This window comes from Micromonospora sp. bgisy143 (genome assembly GCF_057708145.1).
On the sequence record NZ_JBYIRN010000018.1, the window covers coordinates 1 to 18,936 of the forward strand.

Consider the following 18,936-nt stretch of genomic DNA (forward strand, 5'->3'; position numbering starts at 1 on the left):
CCGTCGCCTCAGCCGGCGCTGGCCAGGTACGCGTCGATCTCGTCGGTGATCCGCTGCTTGCCGGCCGGGTCGAGGAAGGACGCGGTCACCGCGTTGCGGGCCAGCGCGGCCAGCTCCGCCGGGCCCGCCCCGAGCAGCCGGGCCGCCACCGCGTACTCGTCGTTGAGGGTGGTGCCGAACATCGGCGGATCGTCGGAGTTGATGGTGACCAGCAGCCCGGCCTCGACCAGTCGGGGCAGCGGGTGCTCGTCGAGGTTGGCCACGGCCCGGGTCCGCACGTTCGACGTCGGGCAGATCTCCATCCCGATCTGCCGCTCGGCGAGGTAGGTGAGCAGTTCCGGGTCCTGCGCGGCGGAGATACCGTGACCGATCCGCTCGGCGCCCAGCTCGTGCAGGGCGTCCCAGATGGTCTGCGGGCCGGTGGTCTCGCCGGCGTGCGGCACCGAGCGCAGCCCGGCCGCACGGGCCTGGTCGAAGTACGGCCGGAACTGCGGCCGGGGCACGCCGATCTCCGGGCCGCCGAGACCGAAGCTGATGAGCCCGTCGGGGCGCTCGTCGAGGGCGATCCGCAGGGTCTCCTCGGCGGCCGGCAGTCCGGCCTCCCCCGGGATGTCGAAGCACCAGCGCAGGTCGATGCCGAAGTCGCCGGCGGCGCGCTTGCGGGCGTCCTCGATCGCCTCGCAGAACGCGGGCGCGGGGATGCCCCGCCGGACGTGCGAGTACGGGGTGATCGTCAGCTCCGCGTACCGGACCTGCTGGCGGGCCAGTTCCCGGGCCACCTCGTGGGTGAGGAGCCAGACGTCCTCCGGGTCCCGGATGAGGTCGACGACGCTCAGGTAGACCTCGATGAAGTGCGCGAAGTCGCGGAACTCGAAGTAGTCGGCGAGGGCGTCCGGGTCGCTCGGTACCGGGCTGCGGCCCTCGTGGCGGGCGGCCAGCTCGGAGACGATCCGGGGCGAGGCGGAGCCGACGTGGTGCACGTGCAGCTCCACCTTGGGCAGACCGGCGATGAAGGTGGTCAGATCGGTCACAAGTTCTCCTGTGCGTGGGCGCCGGTCCGGGCGACGACGAAGACACGGCGGAACGGGAAGGACACCTGGCCGTGCCGTACCGGGTAGGCGGCGTCGAGGCGTACCCCCAGCTCGGCCCGGAAGGCCGACCAGCCGGCGGCGTCCAGCGCGGCCCGCACGGGTCGCAGCGCGGTGCCCTCCATCCAGGTCAGCACCGGGTGGTCGGCGGCGGGATCGGCCGGCAGCAGGTGCACGTAGCTAGTCTCCCAGGCGTCCACCGCGCAGCCGGCGGCGGTCAGCAGGTCCGCGTAGTCGGCCGGGTCGTCGACGGGGTGGGCGCGCTGGAGCGGGGCCAGTTCGGCCCGCCAGGCCGGGCGGCCGGCGACCTCGCGCAGCGCCCGGTGCGAGGGGGCGTCGAAGTTGCCGGGGACCTGCATGGCGAGCCACGCGCCGGCGGGCAGCTCGGCGGCCCAGCGGCGGAGCAGTTCCTGGTGCCCGGGCACCCACTGCAGCGCCGCGTTGGTCACCAGCACGTCGACGTCACCGCTCGGACGCCAGTCGCGCAGGTCGGCGACGGCGAACTCGACCGGGCTGGGCAGGGCCCGGGCGCGGTCGATCATCTCGGGCGACGAGTCGAGGCCGACGATCCGGGCGTCCGGCCAGCGCTCGGCCAGGCCGGCGGTGAGTTGGCCGGGGCCGCAGCCGAGGTCGACCACGGTCCGCGGCCGGACGGCGGGGACCCGGTTGAGCAGGTCGTGGAAGGGTCGGGAGCGCTCGTCGGAGTAGCGTAGGTACGCCGTCGGATCCCACATGCCGCCTCCAAACCGTACGTCCGTCTTGTTGCACGGTACGACTCGCGTGGCAGCCCGGCAACCCGATCACTAGGCTCGGGGCATGGAACAGCGCAGCTTCAACCGGCTCGGCCGGACCGTCGGAGTCGTCGGCCTGGGCGCCTGGCAGCTCGGCGCCGACTGGGGAACGGTCAGCGAGGACGACGCCATGGCGGTGCTCAGCACGGCCGTGGACGCCGGGGTCACCTTCCTGGACACCGCCGACGTGTACGGCGACGGCCGCAGCGAGCAGTTGATCGGACGCTTCCTGCGCTCCCGCCCGGACGCCGGACTGACGGTCGCCACCAAGATGGGCCGACGCGTCGAGCAGCGGCCGGAGGCGTACACCCTGGCCAACTTCCGGCAGTGGACCGACCGGTCCCGGGCCAACCTCGGGATGGACACCCTGGACCTGGTCCAGCTGCACTGCCCGCCGACCGCCGTCTTCGCCGACGACGCGGTCTTCGACGCCCTGGACACCCTCGTCGCCGAAAAGGCCATCGCCGGGTACGGCGTCAGCGTGGAGACCTGCGATCAGGCGTTGACCGCGATCGCCCGCCCCGGGGTGGCCAGCGTCCAGATCATCCTCAACGCGGTGCGGCACAAGCCGCTGGAGCAGGTTCTGCCGGCGGCCGCCCAGGCCGGCGTCGGCATCATCGCCCGGGTGCCGCTGGCCAGTGGCCTGCTCTCCGGCCGCTACGACGAGCACACCGAGTTCCCCGCCGACGACCACCGCAGCTACAACCGGCACGGCGAGGCGTTCGACGTGGGCGAGACGTTCTCCGGCGTCGACTACACCCAGGGGCTCGCGGCCGTACGCCGGCTCGCGCCGCTGGTCGACGCCGACCGCACCATGGCCCAGTTCGCGCTGCGGTGGGTGCTGGACCAGGCCGGCGTCACCGTCGTCATCCCGGGCGCCCGCGACGCCGAGCAGGCCCGGCGCAACGCCGCCGCGGCCGATCTGCCGCCGCTCACCGCCGCCCAACTGGCGGGCGTACGCGAGGTCTACGACGAGCTGATCCGCCCGCAGGTGCACGACCGGTGGTGAACCGCCGACCCCGGGTGCTCGCGGCGCGCCGTCGGACCGACGATGCTGGACGCCCGGGGCGGCGTGCCGCCCGACGAGGCGAGGGGGGTGCGCGATGAGGGGTTGGCTGACCCTCACCCTCGGCCTGCTGGCCGTGGTGATCGGTGCGGTGTGGACGGTGCAGGGCCTCGGCTACGTCGACGGCAGCGTGATGAGCGACCAGACGCTCTGGGTGGTGCTGGGCCCGGTCGTGGTCCTGGCCGGGCTGGTGGCGCTCTGGTGGGGACTGCGCTCGCGCCGCCGGCTCTGAGTCGACGCGAGCGGCGGACGTGGAAAGCCCCGCATCCCGGGTGGGGATACGGGGCTTCACGTCAACAAGCCCTGACCGGGCCGTCCCACTGACCGGCGGGGGCCGGTCAGATGTGTCAGAGGGGACGGACCTGCTCGGCCTGCGGGCCCTTCTGACCCTGGGCGATCTCGAACTCCACCCGCTGGTTCTCCTCCAGCGTGCGGTAGCCGCTGGTCTGGATGGCCGAGAAGTGGACGAACACGTCAGCACCCCCGCCGTCGACGGTGATGAAGCCGAAGCCCTTGTCAGCGTTGAACCACTTCACGGTTCCCTGCGCCATGTGTATCTCCTTCTAAAACTGGCGGCCGTGCACGCCGTGCGGCCGATTGGCCGTTTTCGAGCAGCGGCGTCTGAGGCGGCCCCCACGAAGGAGACTTCTCTCAACCCACGCCATCTCGCAACAGCGTGGAACAGCAAATCACGTACGCAAAAAGTCTGCACGACCTGTCCGACGAATTTCTCCGACATGTGACCTGACGGATGGCCGAGATCGCTGGGCGGCGTGTCGGGTCGTGCGAAAGGCCCCCTTCCGTCGATGGGGAAGGGGGCCTGACATCGATGTCCTGGTCAGTCCGGCCAGTGGCCCGTCATCCGACGGACGCCGACCGCTCCGCCCCGGTCGACGGCGGCCCGGACCACCGCGAAGATGGCCCCCTGCAACGCCGCGGCGGCCAGGATCTCGCCCCAGCCGCGGTCCTCGTCGGTGGCGCTCGGCGCCTCGCCGTCGCCCGCCGTGACCTTCCAGACCTGCCGGAAGATCGCGCCGGCCACCGTACCCGCGGCGATACCCAACAACACGCCGACCGGCCGGTACGCGACCTTGCCGATGCTCCTGCTCACCTACGCCTCCCCCGTACGATCATCAGCACCACCACGGTGGCCACCGCGCCGGCGGCGATCGCCGCCCACGGCACCGGGTTGCGTCGTACCAGCTCGCTCTTCTCCCGGACCAGGCCGCCCTTGTCGTACGCCTGGGCCCGTGCCATCCCCGCACCGCGCGCGGCCTGCCCACGGACCCGGGCCACGGTCTGCGCCGCCTGCTCGCGCATCCGCTCCTTCGCCTGGTCGGCGGACTCCTTCAGGCGGGCCTTCACGTCCGCCTTGGCGGCCAACGCCTCCATCGTCTCGCCCAACTCCACCCGGGTACGGCGGATCTCCTCGCGCAGCGCCTCGGTGTCACCCGTCCCGTTGCCCGTCATGCCCGTCCCCTGTCCTTCACGGCGGCGGCCACGGTGTCCACGTCAGCCCGCAGGCTGCGGACCGTCGCCGCCGGCACCGGCGGGACCGCCCGGCTGACCTGCTTCTTGCCCACCAGCGCGAGGATGCCGGCCACCAGGAAGAGCGCCACCGCCACGATCAGCGCGGCGGCCCAGGCGGGCAGCACCAGATCCAGCAGCAGGATGGCCGTGACGACAAGCGCGCCGAGGCCGTAGAACGCCAGTGCCCCGCCGCCACCGAACAGGCCGATCCCGATGCCGGCGTGCTTACCCTTCTGGGTCAACTCCGCCCGGGCCAGCGCCAGTTCGTCGCGGACCAGACGGGATACCTGTTCGGCGGCCCGCTGCACCAGCTCGGCGGTGGAGGGCTCGCTCCCGTTGCGGGATGTGCGGGCATTCGCCACGTCAGCCATGCTGTCCTCCTTTCCTCATCACCGCGCTGTATGCCCGGAGTCGCCGCTCGTCAATCCTAAAGCGCGCCGAGCAGGCATCTGTCCGTCTCGGCGACCGCCGCGCCGCGCATTGCGGCAGCGGTTCGGCGAGAGGTGAAGAGATGCCCGGCAGCAGATCCCCCACCCAAGCCCGCCCAAACCTCCCACCCACCCCCATCGCGACGGGCGACGCCACGACCATCGACTCCTCATCGCGGCCTGACAGGTTCCTGACATCGCCTCCGCACGATGGGCCGATGAGGAAAACGCGAGCCACGCTCTACGCCGTGGCGCTGCTACCCGCGCTCGTCCTGGCCACCCCGGCCGCGGCCCACCGCACCGAGGTCACCACCCGGGACGGCGCGCTCACCCCCGGACAGCAACGGGCGGCCGACCGGTACTGGACCCCGGACCGCATGCGGATGGCCGGCGCGCTCGTTCCGGAGATCACCCCGATGCCGCCGGACGACAACACGCCGGACGACCCGACCGTCCCGCCCGCCGACCAGCCCGATCCCGGCGCGGTGTGGACGCACGGCGGGGCGGTCACCACGACGGTGGGGCGACTGTTCTTCACCTTCAGCGACGGGTACGACGGGAGCTGCACCGCCACGTCCGTCCGCAGCCCCAACCGCAGCACGGTGGTCACCGCCGCACACTGCTTCCGGGGTACGGGCGATCCCGCCGACGCGGACACCTGGAACCACAACGTGTACTTCGTGCCCGGATACCGCAACGGCAGCAAGCCGTACGGCGGTTTCAGCGTGCGCGTCATGTTCACCTCGAGCCGGTGGGACACCGGCACCGACTCCAGCGAGGTCGCCGTCGCCGGCTACGACGCCGGGGTGGCGGTGGTCAACCCCCGGGCCGACGGCCGGCGGCTCGGCGACGCCGTCGGCAGCCAGGAGATCGCCTTCCAGCCCCCGGTGAGCGGCGAGTTCGTCCACGCCTTCGGCTATCCGCACGTGCAGTCGGGCACCCAGTGGCTCGGCGCCCGCATGGTCCACTGCGCCGGTGCGGCGCGACCGGGGCCGGACGCTCCGCTGCTGTTCGGCATGCGCTGCGACATGGCCCACGGCGCGAGCGGCGGCCCGCACCTCGTCGGCTTCGACCCCGCGACCGGTCACGGCACCATCGTCGGGGTCACCACCACCGGCAGCGACCTGGCCGGCGGCCCGGAGGAGCGTTCCTACGCCACCCGCCTGGGATCCGCCGCGAAGCTGCTCTACGACCGCGCCGCCCGACGCTGAACCACGGTGATCAGGGGGTTCCGGCCGGCGCCCCCTGATCACCGTGGCCGGCCGGGGTCAGGGGCGGGATTCCTCGGGGCCCACGAAGGCTTCGCTGCGGGCGTCGCCGTCGTCGCTGCCGCCGAAGACACGGGCGTCGTCCGGCGCCTCGGTGTCGGACGGGCGGCGTACCGGCCGCCTCGGCTGCACCCACTGCCAGGACAGGTTGCTGGTGGCGTCGCCCAGTTCGGTGCGGACGCGGGGCATGGCGGTGGGCCGGTTGTCGCGGATCCAGCCGACCAGGTGCTCGCGGACGAGGGCGCGCAGGTCCCACAGGCTGCCCGCGTCGGCGGCACTGACCAGCGCCCGCAGTCGCACCATGCCGCCGGTGGCGTCGGTGACCTGGAGGACGCAGACCCGGCCGTCCCACAGCTCGGTGCCCTCGACCAGCCGGCGCAGCTCCTCCCGCATGGTCTGCACCGGCACCGCCCAGTCGACGTCGAACTCGGCGGTGCCGAGCACGGCCGCCTCGGTCCGGGTCCAGTTCTGGAACGGCTTGCTGGTGAAGTACGAGGTGGGCAGGATCAGCCGCCGGTCGTCCCAGATCTGCACCACGACGTAGCTGAGGGTCAACTCCTCGATCCGACCCCACTCCCCCTCGACGACCACCACGTCGTCCAGGCGGACCGCGTCGCTGAAGGCGAGTTGCAGCCCGGCGAAGACGTTGCCGAGCAGGCTCTGGGCGGCCAGCGCGGCCACCACGCCGACCACACCGGCGGAGGTCAGCACGCCCGCGCCGATGCCCCGCACGCTCGGGAACGTCATCAGCATCACGCCCACGGTCAGGATGACGATCACCGCGATGGTCAACCGGCGCAGCATCACCACCTGGGTACGCACCCGGCGGGCGTGCCGGTTGTTGGGCACGTCGACCCGGAACCGGGCGAGCGCGGTGTCCTCGACGACGACCAGCAGCGCCGCCACCAGCCAGGCCATGCTGGCGATCACACAGAGCACCAGCAGGTGCAGCAGGAGCCGGCGCCAGCTCTCGCCGACGGCGTACCCGGTGGTGAAGCGGACGGCGAACTGCACGGCGAGCACCGTGGCGGCGACCTGGAACGGGCGGTGCGCGTGGTCGGTCAATTCGGTCAACAACAGGGACCGGCGGCCGAACCGCCGGGTGATCCGATGGACGACCTCGACCAGGAAGAGGGCGACCGCCGCCGCGGCGAGCGCGGCGACGGTCGTTTCGAGATAGCTCTGCACGAGTGTTGCGCTTCCCTTCGACCGAGCGGCGGGACTTCGGGCAAAAGCCCAATAGTGCCCGACGTCCTCGGTATCGACCAGTTCAGACCTTGCGGTACCGGGACTGGAGGAAGCAGTAGATGCCGAAGCAGGCGATGCCGAGGGCGACCAGGATCAGCAGGAACGGGCCGTACGACTGCTCGCGCAGGGTGTGCAGGGCGGCGTCCAGACCACGGGCCTTCTCCGGGTCGTAGTTCACCGCGGCGACGATGACCAGCAGGCCGGCGATGCCGTACGCGACGCCCTTGGCGACGTAGCCGGCGATGCCGAGGCGGCGGGCCAACTGACGGGTCTTCGGGCTCATCTCGCCGGTCTTGAGGTGCTTCTCGAACGTCTTGCGGATGCCGTAGATGACCAGGCCGATGCCGATCGCCGCGACCACCAGCCCGGCCAGGCCGACCAGCCAGCGGCCACCGCTGGAGGTCATCAGCTTGCCGCTCAGCGCCTCCTGGCTGTCGGCGCTGTTCGAGCCGGCGTCCTTGAACACCTTGAAAGCGGTCCAGGCGAAGTAGAGGTAGACGACGGTCCGACCGGCCGAGGCCAGCCGCTCCATGGTCCGCTCCTTGCCGCGCTCGGCACGGTGCCCGCCCGCCGCTTCGAGGCCCTGCCAGATCGCCATGGCGAGCAGGCCGACCGCGACGGCGATGACGAGGAACTTACCGAGGGGCTGTGCGGAGAGGGTCCGCAGCGCGCCGGACTGGTCGCCGTCGTCGGACGACGTGCCGAACGCGATCTGCAACGCCAACCAGGCGAAGAGGAGGTGGACGATGCCGTAGCCGATGAAGCCGGCCCGGGCGAGAAGTTCCAGCCACCGGTTGTCCGCCGTGCGGGAGGCGGTGGCTTCGGCGCTACGGGTGAGTGACATGACGTCACAATCTCCGATTCGGAAGATTCCCAAACGTCGGCCACCGCCGCCCGACGAGGTCAGTTGCCCGGGTTGCGGGAAACGCGGATCTTGACCTGCTGGTCGGTGACGCTGTCGACGGTCACCGCGAAGCCACCGGCCTCGGTGGCCTGCTGACCGGTGGTGAGGGTGAGCTGCTCGCCGGCGACCTCGACGGTCACCTGGTCGCCCTCGGCACCGACCAGCTTGGCCTCGACACCCAGGATGGTGGCGCTCGCCTCGACACCCCGCTCGAAGGTGACGGTGCAGGCGTCCAGGCCGCAGTCGGTGGAGGCGCCCTGGGAGCTGCAACCGGCGAGCACGGCGAGGCCGAGCGCGGCGGCGGCGACCAGGCCGGCGACGCGGCGGACGGGGGGCAGGGGGATGGTGGCGGGTCGGTTCGTCACCCCGCCAAGGGTACGAGACGTCCGCGACGACCGGGCGGGAGCGAGCGCGGCCGGCGCCCCGGCTAGGGTCCCGGACATGGCCTTCGACATCGCCCGTACCCGGGCCGCCTATCCCGCCCTGACCGAGGGCTTCGTCCACTTCGACGGCGCCGGGGGCACCCAGACCGCGGCCGGTGTGATCGACGCGGTCACCGACGCGATGCGCGCGGCCGTCGGCAACCGCAGTGCCGCGTTCACGCCGGGCCGCCGCTCGCTGGAGCTGGTGGCGCAGGCCCGCTCGGCGGTCGCCGACCTGCTCGGCGCGGAGCCGGACGGGGTGGTGCTCGGCCCCAGCGCGACCGCGCTGACGTACACCCTGGCCCGTACCCTCGGCGCGACCTGGCGGCCCGGCGACGAGGTGGTGGTGTCCCGGCTCGACCACGACGCCAACGTGCGCCCGTGGGTGCAGGCCGCCGAGGCGGCCGGCGCGACGGTGCGCTGGGCCGAGGTCGACCGGGACACCGGTGAGCTGCCCACCGGCCAGTACGCCGACCTGGTGGGCGAGCGGACCCGGCTGGTCGCGGTGACCGCCGGCAGCAACGCCATCGGCACCGTGCCGGACGTGCCGGCGATCGCCAAGATCGCACATTCGGTCGGGGCGCTGGTCTGTGTGGACGGCGTGCACTCGGTGCCGCACGGGCCGACCGACCTGGCGTCGCTCGGCGCGGACGTGCTGGTGACCAGCGCGTACAAGTGGTCCGGGCCGCACCTGGCCGCGATGGTCGCCGAGCCGGACCGGTGGGCCGGGCTGCGCCCGGCGAAGCTGGTGCCGTCCTCCGACGCGGTGCCGGACCGGTTCGAGTACGGCACCCCGAGCTTCCCCCTGCTGGCCGGGGTGACCGCCGCGGTGGACCACCTCGCCACCCTGGACCCGAGCGCGACCGGTGACCGCCGGGCGCGGCTGCGGGCCGGACTCGCCGCCGCGCAGGCGCACGAGGAGGCTCTGCTGGACCGGCTGCTCAGCGGTCTCGCCGAGCGGCCCGCCGTCACCGTCTACGGCTCGCCGGCCCGGCGCTGCCCGACGGTCTCCTTCCGGGTCGCCGGACGCTCGCCGCTGGAGGTCCAGCGGGCGCTGGGCGACGCCGGGTTCTGCCTCTCGTCGGGCGACTACTACGCCTACGAGTACTTCCGGACGATGGGTCTGCGCGACAGCGGCGGCGCGGTACGGGCCAGCATCTACCACTACAACACGGTGGAGGAGGTGGACCGGTTGCTCGCCGAACTGGACGTGGTGGCCGACGCAACGGGGACAATGGCCCGGTGAGCAGCCTGGTCGAGGACAACCCCGCCAAGAACCGATTCGAGATCCTGGTCGACGACGCGTTGGCCGGCTTCACCGCGTACGTGCCGCGGGGGCAGGACGTGCTGGTCTTCACGCACACCGAGGTGGACCCGCGCTTCCAGGGCAAGGGCGTCGGCAGCGTGTTGATCCGCGGCACCCTGGATCAGGTGCGCGCCCGGGGTGCCCGGGTGGTGCCGCAGTGCCCGTTCGTGGCCGCGTTCATCGACAAGCACCCGGAGTACGCCGACCTGGTGCTCGCGCAGCCCTAACGGATTCGGCCGGTCAGCACCTCGGCGGCGGCCCGGCCGCTGGCCCGGGTGGCGCCGTGGGTGGCCAGGTGCACCGCCCCGACGACCAGCTCGGGCACGCCCAGTTCGACCACGACGGCGTCCGGCCGGCTGTCGAGCGCCCGCCGCACCGCCGCCCGCATCCACCCGTGCCGGTGCAGGTCACGCACGACCAGCACGAGCGGACGGTCGCCGGCGGCGACGCCCGGGTCGGCGGGTACGTCGTGCTCGGCGTGCCGGACCGTCGTGGTGCCGGGCAGCAGCTCGGCCAACGGCTCGCCGATACCCCACGGGGTCTCCGCGCCGATGGCGATGTTGCGCGGCGGCTCGAACTCCACCACATGGGCGGCCCGGGTCAGCGGCAGCGCGACCGGCGCGTCCGGGCCGGTGGTGACCCGTACCGCCCGGCGGGCGGCGACCAGCCCGACGTCGCTGGCCCGGTGGGCGGCGCTCGGGCGGGCGGCGCGGGCGGCCATCGTCCAGGCGGCGAGCTGACCGACCCGCTTGGCGGCCTCGGCGAGACGTTCCTCGGGCAGCTCGCCGGCGACGACGGCGGCCACGATGGCGTCGCGCAGTTCCCGGGCGGCCTCCTCGTCGCTCCGCTCGCCACCGACGCAGATGGCGTCGGCGCCGGCGGCGAGGGCCCGCACGGCGGCTCCGGCGAAGCCGTACCGGTCGGCCACCGCGCGCATCTCCACCGCGTCGGTCACGATCACGCCGGAGAAGCCCAACTCGTCGCGGAGCAGGCCGCCCAGGATGCGCTGGCTCAGCGTGGCCGGCAGCTCCGCGTCGAGCGCGGGCACCAGCAGGTGGCCGGTCATCACCGCCTGCGCGCCGGCCGCCACGGCGGCCCGGAACGGGGCCAGCTCGCAGGCGTCCAGGCGGGCCCGGTCGGCGGTGATGCGCGGCAGGTCGTGGTGCGAGTCGACCCGGGTGTCCCCGTGTCCGGGGAAGTGCTTGGCGCAGGCGGCCACGCCGCCGCGCTGGAGGCCGCGGATCCAGGCGGCGGTGTGCCGCGCGACGAGCGCCGGGTCGGCCCCGAACGAGCGGACGCCGATCACCGGGTTGGCCGGGTTCGAGTTGACGTCGGCGTCCGGCGCGTAGTCGAGGGTCACCCCGGCCGCCGCCAGCTCGACGCCGAGGTCGAGGGCGACGGCCTCGGTCAGCGCCGGGTCGTCGACCGCGCCGAGGGCGTAGTTGCCGGGACGGGAGCTGCCCCGGCCGGATTCGATCCGGGTGACGTCGCCGGCCTCCTCGTCGATCGCCACGATGACGTCCGGCCGCTCGGCGCGCAGCGTCGCGGTCAGCTCCGCCACCTGGGCGGTATCGACGACGTTGCGGGCGAACAGCACCACCGAGCCGAGCCCGTCACCGAGCCAGCGGCACACCCAGGGCGGCGGCGTGGTGCCGACGAACCCGGGTTGCAGGACGGCGGCGGCCAACGTCGGAAGGTGCCCGGCCGGCGCGGTCACGCCGCCACTCCGGAACGGTCGACGTCGCTCGCCGGCGCGGTGACGCCGACCCGCTGGTTGCGCTCGCTCATGCGGCCCCGTACCCCATCTCTCGCGCGCCCTCGGCGCACCGTCCTCGGCAGGCGGTGCTGCCATGGTCACACCGAGCGATTCAATAGTCAATAAACCTTACAGTTGCCCGACGGGGCCGTTCCCGGGAAGAGTGCGGGGATGGAGACCGCCCTGCTGGCCGACGCCACGAGTCCGGCCGACATCCCCGGCGTACGCCTGCTCGGCCTGGTGGTCGGCGCCCTGTTGCTGCTCGCCGCGATCCGGGCCATGTTCGGCCGCCGCTGACCGATCCGCCCCGACCCGCCGGTGTGGCCCGCCGACACCGGGGTACGGCTTTCCCGACAGCTGGTCCGCGCGCCGAAGGGGAAGCGATGAAGATCGGATACTTTCTGTCCAGTGAGGAGTACTCGCCGGCCGAGCTGCTGGCGCAGGCCCGGGGCGCCGAGGCGGCCGGCTTCGAGGCACTGTGGATCTCCGACCACTACCACCCCTGGGTCGACGCGCAGGGACAGAGCCCGTTCGTCTGGTCGATGATCGGCGCGCTCAGCCAGGTCTGCTCACTGCCGGTGACCACGGCGGTGACCTGCCCGACCGTACGGATCCACCCGGCCGTGATCGCCCAGGCGGCGGCGACCAGCGCGGTGCTGCACGGCGGTCGGTTCGTGCTCGGCGTCGGCACCGGCGAGGCGCTCAACGAGCACATCTTCGGTGACGCCTGGCCGTCCGCCGACGTCCGGTTGGAGATGCTCGAGGAGGCCGTCGAGGTCATGCGCGAGCTGTGGCGGGGTGACTTCGTCAACCACCGGGGCACGCACTACACGGTGGAGAACGCGCGGGTCTACACCCTGCCCGACACCCCGCCGTCGATCTACGTCTCCGGGTTCGGGCCGAAGGCCGTCGACCTGGCCGCCCGGATCGGCGACGGCTACGTGAGCACGATGCCCGACGGTGAGCTGGTCCGGCGCTTCCGGGAGAACGGCGGCGGCGACAAGCCGTGCCAGGCCGGGTTCAAGGCGGCGTTCGCGGCCAGCGAGGACGAGGGCGCGCGGATCGCGTACGAGCGCTGGCCCAACGCGGGCGTGCCGGGTGAGCTGTCGCAGGTGCTGCCCTCGCCGCGCCACTTCGAGCAGGCCGCCGAGCTGGTCACCGAGGACATGGTGCGGGAGGCGTTCGTCTGCGGCAACAGCGCCGACGCGCACCTGGAGATGATCGACAAGTACACCAAGGCCGGCTTCGACGAGCTGTACGTGGCCAACACCGGCCCGAACTTCGAGGGCCTGTTCGACCTCTACCAGCGCGAGGTCCTGCCCCGCCTGCGGTGAGCCGGACACTTCCCGAGCCCATGATCCCCGAAGGTGTTTCGGTGGTCATGGGCTCGGGTACCTCCGGCCCTCGATGAAACTGTCCACGCACTCGATGACGTTGCGCCGCGCGGCGAAGAGCCTCTTCGGCTGGAAAGCACTGCGGCCCAACCAGCTCGCCGCCATGCGCGCGGTGATGAAGCGGCACGACGCCCTGGTGGTGTTGCCCACCGGCGCCGGCAAGTCGGCGATCTACCAGATCCCGGCCAGCCTGATCCCCGGCCCGACCGTGGTGATCTCCCCCCTGCTGGCCCTGCAACAGGACCAGATCGCGGCGCTCAACGAGCGGCAACGTCCCGAGCTGCGGGCGGTACGGATCAGCTCGAACGAGTCGGCCGCCCAGCAGGCCGAGGCGATCGCCGAGATCCAGGCCGGGCGGGCGGAGTTCCTGTTCATCACCCCGGAGCAGTTGAGCAACCCGGACCGGATGGCCGAGGTCGCCGCGCTGAAGCCGGCGCTGGTGGCGATCGACGAGGCGCACTGCATCTCCGCCTGGGGGCACGACTTCCGCCCCGACTACCTGGCGCTGGGCCACCTCATCGAGGGCATCGGCCGACCGCCGGTGGTCGCGCTGACCGCCACCGCGTCGCCGCCGGTACGCGACGACATCATCGCCCGGCTGCGGCTGCGCGACCCGGAGGTGGTGGTCTCCGGGCTGGACCGGCCCAACCTCTTCCTGGAGGTGGCGCACTGCCCCACCGAGGACTACCGGTGGCGGCGGTTGATCGCCCTGCTGCGCGACGACGAACGACCCGGGATCATCTACGTGCCGACCCGCCGCTCGGCCGAGGAGTTGGCCGAGAAGTTGACCAAGGCGGGCTTCCCGGCGCAGTTCTACCACGGTGGGATGCCGGCCGGCGCGCGCAACGAGCTGCACGAGGCGTTCCTCGCCGACCAGGTGCCCATCATGGTGGCCACGTCGGCGTTCGGCATGGGCATCGACAAGCCGAACATCGCCTGGGTGGTGCACACCGCGCTGCCCGACTCGCCGGACAGCTACTTCCAGGAGATCGGCCGGTCCGGTCGGGACGGGCAGCCGGCCCGGGTGCTGCTGCTCTGGCGGGCCGAGGACATGGGCCTGCAACGGTTCTTCAGCGGCGGCCTGCCGGACGAGAACGAGCTGCGGGACCTGGCCGCGCTGCTGCGCCGCAAGCCGGCCACCAAGACCGAGCTGCGGGAGGCCACCGGCCTGGGGCCGCGCAAGCTGGGCCAGTACCTGTCGCTGCTGGAGCAGGTGGGGGCCGCCGAGCCCCGCGCGCGCCAGCGCATCGGGGCCCCGCGCTACTCCCCCACCCCGGTCGACGCGGCGTCGGCGGCCCTCGCCGAGGCGGAACGCCAGCAGGCGGTGACCCGGTCGCGTACCGACATGATGCGGGCCTTCGCCGAGACCACCGCCTGCCGGGGGCAGACCCTGCTGGCCTACTTCGGCGAGCAGATGACCGAGGTCTGCGCGCACTGCGACAACTGCCACCGGGGCACCAGCGTCGCCGACGAGGGCGCGGTCGGACCGTTCCCGGTGCACAGCCAGGTGCGTCACGGCGAGTGGGGGCGGGGCCTGGTGCTCAGCTACGAGGACGACAAGATGACGGTCCTCTTCGACGAGGTCGGGTACAAGACCCTGTCGGTGCGCGTGGTGTCCGAGCAGGGCCTGCTGTCCCTGGACTAGCCTGACCCGGGCCCCGGTTACGGGCCCGGTGCATCGACCGAGCAGAGCACCGATTGACCAGACAGAGCAGGGCGGAAGGGGCATTGCCGTGATCGAGCAGCCGGCGTACACCGGTTTCGGTTTCTCCGACGAGGAGTGGGGGCTGCTGGTCGGCCTGCCGCAGTCGGTGCTGACCGCGGCGAGCGCCGCCGAGTCCGACGGCACCCGCCGGACCATGGCGGAGAACGCGGCCGGGCTGGAGTCCATCGGGGCGGGCCGGGAGTCGGCCAGCCCGCTGGTCGCCGCCGTGGCCGGCGAGATCGTGACCCGGGTCGGCGACCCCGAGGCCGGCGAGGAGCTGCCGGTCATCGCGCCCGCCGACCCGCAGGCGTACCTCGACGACGTGCTGGTGCGGGCCGGCGAGGCCGCCGCGCTGCTGGCCGCCCGGGTCGACGACGGCGAGGCCGGCGCGTACAAGCACTGGCTGGTCACCATCGCCGACCAGGTGGTGGGGGCCGCGTCCAGCGGCGGTCTGCTGAGCCTCGGCGGCGAGTCGGTCAGCGACTCCGAGCGGCGGTTCCGCGACCGACTCGCCCACGTGCTCAACGACTGACCGGGGCGGCGTCCGACAGCGAAGGTCCGGCCGGCTCGGTGGCCAGCGCCGCCGGGTCGGCCGGTCGGACGCCGCGCAGCGTCAGCAGCGCGGTCACCGCGCCGAGGGCCATCGCCACCATGGCGGCGATCGCGGCGAGGTGCAGCCCGTCGGTGAAGGCGAACCGGGCCGCGTGCAGCACCGCGTCGCCGACCTCCGCCGGCAGTCCCCGCGTCACGGCGAGCGCGCCGCCCAGGGTCTCGCCGGCCGCGTCGCGGGCGTCCGTCGGCAGTCCGGCCGGCAGCTCGTCGAGAACCTCGCGCCGGTAGATCGCGGCGCCCACACTGCCCAGGATGGCCATTCCCAGCGCGCCGCCCAGCTCGCTGCTGGACTCGGTCAGCGCGGAGGCGACACCGGCCTGCTCCGGCGGCGCCGCGCCGAGCACCAGCTCGGTGACGAGTGACATCACCATCACCAGACCGCCGGCGTACACGCTCGCGCCGACGAGCAGCAGCCAGAGCGGCGTCTCGGGGGTGACCCGGGTGAGCACCGCGAAGCCGACCACGGCGATCGCGAAGCCGACGCCGATCAGGTAGGCCCGCTCGACCCGCTGGGCGAGCGCGGCGGCGGCCGGGGCGACGCCGCCGACCGCGAGCGACGGTACGAGGCTCCACAGCGCCGCCCGCAACGGACTCAGCCCGAGCACCAACTGGAGGTGCTGGGTGGTGAAGATGGCGAACCCGACCAGCGCGAACATCGCGAGCAGGTCGACCGCGAGCGATCCCGCGAAGCCGTGGCGGCGGAACAGCGCCAGATCGATCATCGGGTACGCCCGGCTCCGCTGCCGGTGCAGGAAGAGCGTCCCGATCAGCAGGCCGGCGACGACGGCCAGCACCCGTACCGCGCTGACGCCGTCGCGGGCCATCTCCTTGATGCCGTAGATGACCGGCAGCAGCGTGCCGAGCGAGAGCGCCGCGCTGACCAGGTCGAACCGGCCACGCGCCGGGTTGCGGAACTCGGGCACCAGGACCGGGGCGAGCAGGAGCAGCAACAGCATCGCCGGGATGTTGATCAGGAAGATGGAGCCCCACCAGAAGTGCTCCAGCAGGACGCCGCTGAGCACGGGGCCGATGGCGATGCCACCGGTGAGCGTGGCGGTCCAGATGCCGATGGCGGTGCCCCGCTGCTTGGCGTTGTGGAACATGTTGCGCACCAGGGCGAGCGTGGACGGCATCAGGGTGGCCCCGCCGACGCCGAGCACGGCCCGCGCGGCGATCAGCGTCGCGGCGCTGTCGGCGTACGCGGCCAGCAGGGATGCCGCGCCGAACGCGGTGGCGCCCAGCAGCAGGAGCCGACGCCGGCCGATCCGGTCGCCCAGGGCGCCCATGGTGATCAGCAGCCCGGCCAGCACGAAGCCGTAGATGTCGAAGATCCAGAGTTGCTGGGTGGCGCTGGGCCGTAGCTCCTCGCTGATGAACGGGACGGCGAAGTAGAGCACCGACACGTCCATCGAGACGAGGAGCAGCGGCAGCATCAGCACCGCGAATCCGATCCATTCCCGCCGGCCCGCTCGGGGCGCCGGTGCGGTCGTCGCTGTCATGGAAACTCCTTCTGCGTATGACGTACGCTTTAATGCGTAGACCATACGCAGAACTAGGATGGCGGGGCAAGGAGGAAATGTGGCGGAGACGAAAGACGACAGCGGTCCGGCGCTCCCGCCGGCCATCCAGAGCGCGTGGGGCCTGCGCGAGCGGCCACCGAAGGGCCCCCGGCCGGGGCTGACCGTGGCCGGCATCGTCGACGCGGCCGTCCGGGTCGCCGACGCCGACGGGCTGGCGGCCGTGTCGATGAGCCGGGTGGCCAAGGAGCTGGGCGCCGCCACGATGGCCCTCTACCGCCACATCGCCTCGAAGGACGACCTGCTGACGCTCATGGTGGACGCCGGCTACGGCCCCGCACCGGGCCCGGCCGCGCCGGACGACGACTGGCGCGCCGGCCTGACCCGCTGGGCGTGGGCCGAACACGACGTGCTGCGACAGCGCCCCTGGCTGTTGCACATCCCGATCGCCGGGCCGCCCGCCACCCCTCAGCAACTCGGCTGGCTGGAGGACGGGCTGGGTTGCCTCGACGGCACCCCGCTGCCCGAGGGCGCGAAGATGTCCATCCTGCTGCTGGTCACCGGCTACGTGCGCAACGAGGCGATGCTCACCAACCAGATCGCCGAGGGCAGCCGGGCCGCCGGCGTCGAGCCCGGCGAGTTGATGCCGGCGTACGGGGCGATGGTGGCGCGGCTGATCGACCCGATCCGCTTCCCCGCGCTGACGCGGGTGCTCGACGCCGGCGTCCTCGACCAGGACGACGACCCGGACGACGAGTTCACCTTCGGACTGGACCGGATCCTCGACGGCGTCGAAGCCCTGATCGCCCGCCGGACGGCCTGAGGGGGCGCGGATGCTACCCAGGAACACCGTCGACACCACCGTCCTGCCGCCCGGCGAGCGCTTCGGGATGTGGCTGGACCTGGTGGCGCGCACCTCCGCGCCGTTGCGGGTCGAGTCCGCGCACGCCGCCGACTTCGCGGCCCGGGCCGACTTCACCGATCTCGGCGCGATCCAACTCGTCGAATACCGGTACCCCTCACTCGACGCCACCCGCACCCGCAAGCTGATCCGGCAGTCCGACCCGGAGCTGTACGTGCTCGCCCTCACCACCAGCGGGATCGGCACGTCCAGCCAGGACGGTCGGCGCAGCGAGATCCTGGCCGGCGAGTTCACCTTCTACGACGCCTCGCGCCCGCACGACGTCTGCCACCACGCGAACGAGCCGGGGCGGACCCGGGCCACCTCGATCATCACGCTGATCCCGCACGCCGCGCTCCCGCTGCCGCCGAAGCGGATGGCCGCGCTCTACGGCGGGCGGATGTCCGGCAGCGAGGGTCTCGGGGCGCTGCTGGCCCAGTTCCTGATCCAGGTGACCGGGCACCCCGAGCAGTACCACGCCGTCGACGCCGGCCGGCTCGGCACGGTGGGGCTCGACCTGGCCACCACCCTGCTCGGCCGGAACCTCGTCGCCGAGGACGCGGTGCCGACCGAGGTCCGCCGCCGCGCGCTGGTCACGCAGGTGCAGGCGTACGTCCACCGGCACCTGGGCGACGTCACGCTCGCCCCACGGACCGTCGCGGACGCCCACCACATCTCGCTGCGCACCCTGCACCGCCTCTTCGAGGCCGAGAACACCACCGTGGCGGCGTACATCCGTGACCTTCGGCTGGCCCGGTGCCGGCGCGACCTGGCCGACCCGGCGCTGCGGGCCCAGCCCGTGCAGGTCATCGCGGCACGTTGGGGGTTCGGGGACAAGGCCCACTTCAGTCGGGCGTTCCGGGCGGCGTACGGGATGAGCCCGCAGGCCTGCCGCGACGGTGCGGCGGTTACGGCACGGGACGTCAACGACCTGGCATCCAGAGTCAACTCGGCCCGGGCAGACTGACTGTCGACGCGGTAGATGCGGTGCCCGCGTACC

General features: G+C 72.8%; 22 protein-coding genes. 11 read left to right on the top strand and 11 right to left on the bottom strand.

What is annotated here, in order from left to right; translation table 11 throughout:
• Positions 1-8 precede the first annotated feature (8 nt).
• Positions 9-1,031: an adenosine deaminase gene (locus AC3EN4_RS20530; RefSeq protein ID WP_435207372.1), complete on the bottom strand. Its 1,023-nt coding sequence runs from the start codon at positions 1,029-1,031 to the stop codon at positions 9-11.
• The gene (locus tag AC3EN4_RS20535; protein WP_435207373.1) at positions 1,028-1,822 is read right to left on the bottom strand and encodes a trans-aconitate 2-methyltransferase; all 795 of its coding nucleotides are present in this window, start codon (positions 1,820-1,822) and stop codon (positions 1,028-1,030) included. The genes AC3EN4_RS20530 and AC3EN4_RS20535 overlap by 4 nt, the downstream gene beginning before the upstream one ends.
• Positions 1,823-1,904: 82 nt before the next feature.
• Here AC3EN4_RS20535 and AC3EN4_RS20540 point away from each other — a divergent pair, with 82 nt between their 5' ends.
• Positions 1,905-2,888: an aldo/keto reductase gene (locus AC3EN4_RS20540; protein ID WP_435207374.1), complete on the top strand. Its 984-nt coding sequence runs from the start codon at positions 1,905-1,907 to the stop codon at positions 2,886-2,888.
• 94 nt (positions 2,889-2,982) lie between these two features.
• Complete coding sequence (locus AC3EN4_RS20545; RefSeq protein ID WP_435207375.1) at positions 2,983-3,177, top strand: hypothetical protein; 195 nt, start codon at positions 2,983-2,985, stop codon at positions 3,175-3,177.
• Positions 3,178-3,292: 115 nt separating this feature from the next.
• Here AC3EN4_RS20545 and AC3EN4_RS20550 read toward each other — a convergent pair whose 3' ends face one another.
• From AC3EN4_RS20550 to AC3EN4_RS20565, 4 genes are all read right to left on the bottom strand, one after another.
• The gene (locus AC3EN4_RS20550; protein WP_011905669.1) at positions 3,293-3,496 is read right to left on the bottom strand and encodes a cold-shock protein; all 204 of its coding nucleotides are present in this window, start codon (positions 3,494-3,496) and stop codon (positions 3,293-3,295) included.
• Positions 3,497-3,783: 287 nt separating this feature from the next.
• Positions 3,784-4,056, bottom strand: a complete 273-nt coding sequence (locus tag AC3EN4_RS20555) for a DUF4235 domain-containing protein (RefSeq protein WP_421475776.1) — start codon at positions 4,054-4,056, stop codon at positions 3,784-3,786.
• Complete coding sequence (locus AC3EN4_RS20560) at positions 4,053-4,415, bottom strand: DUF3618 domain-containing protein (protein ID WP_355053393.1); 363 nt, start codon at positions 4,413-4,415, stop codon at positions 4,053-4,055. The genes AC3EN4_RS20555 and AC3EN4_RS20560 overlap by 4 nt, the downstream gene beginning before the upstream one ends.
• The gene (locus AC3EN4_RS20565; protein ID WP_422739497.1) at positions 4,412-4,846 is read right to left on the bottom strand and encodes a phage holin family protein; all 435 of its coding nucleotides are present in this window, start codon (positions 4,844-4,846) and stop codon (positions 4,412-4,414) included. Before AC3EN4_RS20565 ends, AC3EN4_RS20560 begins: the two co-directional genes overlap by 4 nt.
• Before the next feature lie 275 nt (positions 4,847-5,121).
• Between AC3EN4_RS20565 and AC3EN4_RS20570 the strand changes: the two genes are divergently transcribed.
• On the top strand, positions 5,122-6,114 hold the full coding sequence (locus AC3EN4_RS20570; protein WP_435207376.1) for a trypsin-like serine peptidase: 993 nt from the start codon (positions 5,122-5,124) through the stop codon (positions 6,112-6,114).
• 57 nt (positions 6,115-6,171) lie between these two features.
• Here the strand turns inward: AC3EN4_RS20570 and AC3EN4_RS20575 are convergent, their stop codons facing one another.
• The 3 genes from AC3EN4_RS20575 to AC3EN4_RS20585 all read right to left on the bottom strand — a co-directional run bounded on the left by AC3EN4_RS20575 (position 6,172) and on the right by AC3EN4_RS20585 (position 8,688).
• Positions 6,172-7,359: a mechanosensitive ion channel family protein gene (locus AC3EN4_RS20575; protein ID WP_435207377.1), complete on the bottom strand. Its 1,188-nt coding sequence runs from the start codon at positions 7,357-7,359 to the stop codon at positions 6,172-6,174.
• Positions 7,360-7,441: 82 nt separating this feature from the next.
• A complete protein-coding gene (locus tag AC3EN4_RS20580; protein ID WP_435207378.1) occupies positions 7,442-8,263 on the bottom strand; it encodes a DUF1206 domain-containing protein in 822 nt (273 codons plus the stop codon).
• 59 nt (positions 8,264-8,322) lie between these two features.
• Entirely contained in the window at positions 8,323-8,688 is a 366-nt protein-coding gene (locus AC3EN4_RS20585) for a hypothetical protein (protein ID WP_435207379.1), read from the bottom strand.
• Between the two features lie 76 nt (positions 8,689-8,764).
• On the opposite strand from AC3EN4_RS20585, the gene AC3EN4_RS20590 reads away from it, so the two are divergent.
• Positions 8,765-9,991 carry a cysteine desulfurase-like protein gene (locus AC3EN4_RS20590; RefSeq protein ID WP_435207380.1) on the top strand — a complete coding sequence of 409 codons (1,227 nt, stop codon included), beginning with the start codon at positions 8,765-8,767 and terminating at the stop codon, positions 9,989-9,991.
• Positions 9,988-10,278 (top strand): GNAT family N-acetyltransferase, encoded by a 291-nt coding sequence (locus tag AC3EN4_RS20595; protein ID WP_422739491.1) that lies wholly within the window; start codon positions 9,988-9,990, stop codon positions 10,276-10,278. Before AC3EN4_RS20590 ends, AC3EN4_RS20595 begins: the two co-directional genes overlap by 4 nt.
• Here AC3EN4_RS20595 and AC3EN4_RS20600 read toward each other — a convergent pair.
• Positions 10,275-11,768 (bottom strand): glycoside hydrolase family 3 N-terminal domain-containing protein, encoded by a 1,494-nt coding sequence (locus AC3EN4_RS20600; RefSeq protein ID WP_435207381.1) that lies wholly within the window; start codon positions 11,766-11,768, stop codon positions 10,275-10,277. The two genes, AC3EN4_RS20595 and AC3EN4_RS20600, sit on opposite strands and share 4 nt — an antisense overlap.
• Positions 11,769-11,978: 210 nt before the next feature.
• Between AC3EN4_RS20600 and AC3EN4_RS20605 the strand changes: the two genes are divergently transcribed.
• The 4 genes from AC3EN4_RS20605 (at position 11,979) to AC3EN4_RS20620 (ending at position 15,438) form a co-directional block, all read left to right on the top strand.
• Positions 11,979-12,104, top strand: coding sequence for a hypothetical protein (locus AC3EN4_RS20605; protein ID WP_422739489.1), 126 nt, complete (start codon positions 11,979-11,981; stop codon positions 12,102-12,104).
• A gap of 86 nt (positions 12,105-12,190) precedes the next feature.
• Positions 12,191-13,141 carry a TIGR03557 family F420-dependent LLM class oxidoreductase gene (locus tag AC3EN4_RS20610; protein WP_435207382.1) on the top strand — a complete coding sequence of 317 codons (951 nt, stop codon included), beginning with the start codon at positions 12,191-12,193 and terminating at the stop codon, positions 13,139-13,141.
• A 73-nt stretch (positions 13,142-13,214) separates the two neighbouring features.
• Positions 13,215-14,846 (top strand): RecQ family ATP-dependent DNA helicase, encoded by a 1,632-nt coding sequence (locus AC3EN4_RS20615; RefSeq protein WP_435207383.1) that lies wholly within the window; start codon positions 13,215-13,217, stop codon positions 14,844-14,846.
• Positions 14,847-14,934: 88 nt separating this feature from the next.
• On the top strand, positions 14,935-15,438 hold the full coding sequence (locus AC3EN4_RS20620) for a hypothetical protein (RefSeq protein WP_435207384.1): 504 nt from the start codon (positions 14,935-14,937) through the stop codon (positions 15,436-15,438).
• Here the strand turns inward: AC3EN4_RS20620 and AC3EN4_RS20625 are convergent.
• On the bottom strand, positions 15,428-17,062 hold the full coding sequence (locus tag AC3EN4_RS20625; protein ID WP_435207385.1) for an MFS transporter: 1,635 nt from the start codon (positions 17,060-17,062) through the stop codon (positions 15,428-15,430). The two genes, AC3EN4_RS20620 and AC3EN4_RS20625, sit on opposite strands and share 11 nt — an antisense overlap.
• 34 nt (positions 17,063-17,096) lie before the next feature.
• Between AC3EN4_RS20625 and AC3EN4_RS20630 the strand changes: the two genes are divergently transcribed.
• Positions 17,097-17,858, top strand: coding sequence for a TetR/AcrR family transcriptional regulator (locus tag AC3EN4_RS20630; protein ID WP_435207386.1), 762 nt, complete (start codon positions 17,097-17,099; stop codon positions 17,856-17,858).
• A 10-nt stretch (positions 17,859-17,868) separates the two neighbouring features.
• Entirely contained in the window at positions 17,869-18,903 is a 1,035-nt protein-coding gene (locus AC3EN4_RS20635; RefSeq protein WP_435207387.1) for an AraC-like ligand-binding domain-containing protein, read from the top strand.
• The last annotated feature ends 33 nt before the right edge of the window (positions 18,904-18,936 follow it).

Excerpts from the sequence above, each read along its gene's own strand:
- AC3EN4_RS20540 (WP_435207374.1), top strand. The coding sequence starts at position 1,905 with ATGGAACAGCGCAGCTTCAACCGGCTCGGCCGGACCGTCGGAGTCGTC.
- AC3EN4_RS20580 (WP_435207378.1), bottom strand. The coding sequence starts at position 8,263 with ATGTCACTCACCCGTAGCGCCGAAGCCACCGCCTCCCGCACGGCGGAC.
- AC3EN4_RS20590 (WP_435207380.1), top strand. The coding sequence starts at position 8,765 with ATGGCCTTCGACATCGCCCGTACCCGGGCCGCCTATCCCGCCCTGACC.
- AC3EN4_RS20545 (WP_435207375.1), top strand. The coding sequence starts at position 2,983 with ATGAGGGGTTGGCTGACCCTCACCCTCGGCCTGCTGGCCGTGGTGATC.
- AC3EN4_RS20610 (WP_435207382.1), top strand. The coding sequence starts at position 12,191 with ATGAAGATCGGATACTTTCTGTCCAGTGAGGAGTACTCGCCGGCCGAG.
- AC3EN4_RS20635 (WP_435207387.1), top strand. The coding sequence starts at position 17,869 with ATGCTACCCAGGAACACCGTCGACACCACCGTCCTGCCGCCCGGCGAG.
- AC3EN4_RS20535 (WP_435207373.1), bottom strand. The coding sequence starts at position 1,822 with ATGTGGGATCCGACGGCGTACCTACGCTACTCCGACGAGCGCTCCCGA.
- AC3EN4_RS20565 (WP_422739497.1), bottom strand. The coding sequence starts at position 4,846 with ATGGCTGACGTGGCGAATGCCCGCACATCCCGCAACGGGAGCGAGCCC.
- AC3EN4_RS20615 (WP_435207383.1), top strand. The coding sequence starts at position 13,215 with ATGAAACTGTCCACGCACTCGATGACGTTGCGCCGCGCGGCGAAGAGC.
- AC3EN4_RS20570 (WP_435207376.1), top strand. The coding sequence starts at position 5,122 with ATGAGGAAAACGCGAGCCACGCTCTACGCCGTGGCGCTGCTACCCGCG.
- AC3EN4_RS20625 (WP_435207385.1), bottom strand. The coding sequence starts at position 17,062 with ATGGTCTACGCATTAAAGCGTACGTCATACGCAGAAGGAGTTTCCATG.
- AC3EN4_RS20550 (WP_011905669.1), bottom strand. The coding sequence starts at position 3,496 with ATGGCGCAGGGAACCGTGAAGTGGTTCAACGCTGACAAGGGCTTCGGC.
- AC3EN4_RS20605 (WP_422739489.1), top strand. The coding sequence starts at position 11,979 with ATGGAGACCGCCCTGCTGGCCGACGCCACGAGTCCGGCCGACATCCCC.
- AC3EN4_RS20560 (WP_355053393.1), bottom strand. The coding sequence starts at position 4,415 with ATGACGGGCAACGGGACGGGTGACACCGAGGCGCTGCGCGAGGAGATC.